Annotated in this window: 2 protein-coding genes; one reads left to right on the forward strand and one right to left on the reverse strand. The window is 60.4% G+C overall.

Annotation, left to right across the window (positions count from 1 at the left end; genetic code table 11):
• Positions 1 to 265 precede the first annotated feature (265 nt).
• On the forward strand, positions 266 to 1,201 hold the full coding sequence (locus tag ACTHL0_RS20200; protein ID WP_440568660.1) for a LysR substrate-binding domain-containing protein: 936 nt from the start codon (positions 266 to 268) through the stop codon (positions 1,199 to 1,201).
• A 72-nt stretch (positions 1,202 to 1,273) separates the two neighbouring features.
• On the opposite strand, the gene ACTHL0_RS20205 is transcribed toward ACTHL0_RS20200, so the two are convergent.
• A complete protein-coding gene (locus tag ACTHL0_RS20205; protein ID WP_440568661.1) occupies positions 1,274 to 3,364 on the reverse strand; it encodes a UvrD-helicase domain-containing protein in 2,091 nt (696 codons plus the stop codon).
• Positions 3,365 to 3,481 lie beyond the last annotated feature (117 nt).

Genomic DNA, 3,481 nt, shown 5'->3' on the forward strand with positions numbered 1-3,481 from the left:
GAAATGACAGCGTATCCCCGAACGGCCAGCTTATACGCGACCTGCCGGGCCAATTCAAACTCAGGCGACGCAGAAGTCACCCGTGCGCTGCCAAATATGCTAACAGCCGCCCCCAAGCGCTCAGACACCTCGTGCACATTCTGCAACTCTTGCACGACATCCGAATACATCCTTCCTCCGCATAAAAATGCATAGATTTCAAGAGAGGCTTGAATGTTAAGATATGCCCACAATCAAAAGCGAACGAAATTTCTAAACATGGGCCGTGAAGAAAATTAACAACCCGATGAAGCGGCTTCCTGTCGTCCGCACGCTATTGAGTTTCGAGGCCGTCGCGGAGTATTCAAGCTTTTCCAGTGCGGCAGCGGCGATCGGGATGACGCATGGAGCGATCAGCCACCAGATGCGAGCACTGGAGGAGTGGCTTGGGCAGCCCGTGTTCGAGCGGCACAGCGGCGGCGTGCGTCTCACCCGCAATGGCGAACGTCTTCGCCAGGCATGCAAACACGCGTTCTCCATCTTGGAACAAGAGTGTCAGCAGATCCGATCCGACGCGGCTGCCCAGTCCTTGTCGATTGCATGTTCGACCACGTTTCTCGCCCAATGGCTGCTGCCGCGTATCGAGCGATTTGCGCAGGAACATCCGGATCTGCTGCTGCACTTTCAAACCCGAACAACGGTGGATGCGCTGCTGGCTGGCAAGGTCGACGTGCTGGTTCTAAGCGGGCACTCATCGTCACCGGTGGAAGGCGCCGACGTCACTCGCCTCGTAACCGATCGAATCGGCCCCGTCTGCTCGCCGAACTGGCCGGCACCGCCCACCGCGTTCGAGCAGATTCGCGACGTGCCCCTCCTGCACGCGACATCGCGACTGAATGCGTGGAGCGAATGGGCCGATGCGGTTGGGCTCAAACTCGAGCACTCCGGCGGCACTGTGTTCGAGTCGTTGTCGTTATCAATCGAGGCAGCGAAAGGATGCCTGGGATTGGCGATCGCGCCTGAATTTCTCGTTCGCCAAGAGATCGTCAACGGCATGCTGATCGCCCCGTTGGGCTTTTCGCCGGTGGATCGCGGGACATGGATATACACGCGCCATGCCGAAGGGCCCGGCTCGAAGAGTGCGGCCTTCGTCGATTGGATGCTTCGCGTCGGTTCGCAAGCGCCGCCTACGCCTTCGATCGGTGCCGCAACTGTTTCGTGAGCAGCAAGACGGGCCGAACGCCAGCATCACGCGAAGATCCAAAGCGGCACCAGCACGCGCACCGACACCGATTCAAGGCTTCTGCAGCAGCGCCTTCAAACTCGCCAGCCGATCTTTCGGCGTCATCGGCGCCTCTTCGGGCGTCGGCGGCGGCGCTTCGTCCAGCCCCATTTCGGGAATGAAGCGCGAGGGCTCGCACACCACCGTCTCACGGGCGCGTTTGCGCTTCTTGCACCAGTTCAAATGCAAGCTGCGCTGTGCCCGCGTGATCGCCACATACATCAACCGCCGCTCTTCTTCGATCCGCGCATCGTCGATCGGCTCGTCGTCCGCGCCGCCGCGGTGCGGCATGATCCCTTCCTCGACGCCCACCAAAAACACGTGCGGATACTCGAGCCCTTTCGACGCGTGCACCGTCGACAGACGCACGGCGTCCGGGTCTTCCTCTTTGCCCTCAAGCATCGACATCAGGGCAACCGTCTGGATCAAGCCAAGCAGATTCTTCCCGGTATCGGCCAAGCCGTCGGCGTTGTCGAATCCGCTGGCTTCCCCTTCCTCGATCTGATCGGGTTCAGGCTTCGTACCCTTGCGCTTGAGCCATTCCAGAAACTCGAGCACGTTCTGCCAGCGCGACTGAGCCTGGCGCTCGTCGAGCGTATCGTAAAGGTAGGCTTCGTAGTGGATCGCCTCCATTAGATCGTCGAGGAGCGTCGTCGCGGCATCTTTCGTCGCACGATCGGCAATCCGCTGCATGAAATCGCAGAACACACGCAACGGTTCGACCTGCCGCGCGGAGAGTCGCGCTTCGATCCCGCCCATATAAACGGCTTCGAACAGCGAGACCTTGGCCTGCCCCGCGAACGAGCCCAGCGCTTCGAGCGTAGTATTGCCGATGCCGCGCCGCGGCGTGGTAATCGCGCGGATGAAGGCGGGATCGTCGTCAGGATTCGCGATCAGGCGCAAATAGGCGCAGATATCCTTGATTTCCGCTTTGTCGAAGAACGACTGTCCACCCGAAATGACATACGGAATGCGTTCGCGGCGCAGCACCTGTTCGAAGATCCGCGCCTGGAAGTTGCCGCGGTAAAGAATCGCGTAGTCGCGAAACTGCGTCCGCCGCTCGAACTTGTGCGCCGATAAACGAAAGACGACCGATTCGGCTTCGTGCTCTTCGTCGTTGCAAGGCGTCACGGTAATCGTGTCGCCCATGCCGTGCTCGGACCACAGCTTCTTCTCGAACAGCTTCGGGTTGTTCGCAATGACGTTGTTCGCCGCCGTCAGAATCCGCACCGTCGAGCGGTAGTTCTGCTCGAGCTTGATCAGATGCAGCTTCGGAAAATCCTTGCCGAGCTGCGCAAGGTTCTCAAGTGTGGCGCCGCGCCAGCCGTAGATCGCCTGATCGTCATCGCCCACGGCCGTGAACGCTGCACGCGGTCCCGCGAGCAGTTTCACCAATTCGTACTGACACGCATTCGTGTCCTGGTATTCGTCGATGAGCAGATACCGCAGCTTGTTCTGCCAGCGGTCACGCACCGCTTCATTCTGAGCGAACAGCTCGGTGGGCAATCGGATCAGGTCGTCGAAATCGACCGCCTGATAGGCGCTCAACGTCGCGACGTAGTTCCGGTAGACGATCGCCGCCTGGTGCTCATCCTCGTTCGATGCGCTGGCTGCTGCCGTTTGCGGGTCGATCAGTCCGTTCTTCCACAGCGAGATAATCGACTGAATTTTGCGGATGAAGCCTTTATCGGTCGAGCCGACTTGCTCCTGGATCATGCCGAAGCAATCGTCGGAATCCATGATGGAGAACTGCGGCTTGAGGCCCAGATGCTCGGCTTCCGCGCGCAGGATCTGCACGCCGAGCGAGTGGAACGTGCAAACCGTCAGCTGATTGACAGGCACCTTCCGGCCCTCTTTACCGGGGGTGGTCAGCGTCTTGCCTTCGAGCAGCTTGCCAACGCGCTCGCGCATTTCGGCCGCGGCTTTGTTCGTGAAGGTCACGGCCGCAATATGGCGCGGCTCGAAACCCTTGTTCTCGATGAGGTGGGCGATCTTCTGCGTGATCACGCGCGTCTTGCCGCTGCCGGCACCGGCAAGCACGAGGCACGGGCCGTCGAGGTAGCGCACCGCTTCGCTCTGGGCGGGGTTCAATCCTGCGGACATCGTTGTGGATGGGTGTAACGAGGTTGGCGGCTCGCATCGAGCGCGCATCGATGCTGTAGCGAATGCGGCGCGCGAAGCCGTGAGGGCAAGTGCGCGATGTTAACACGGATGCGCCCT

The sequence above is a fragment of the Trinickia sp. genome, assembly GCF_051961175.1.
In the GTDB taxonomy this organism is placed as follows: Bacteria; Pseudomonadota; Gammaproteobacteria; order Burkholderiales; family Burkholderiaceae; genus Trinickia.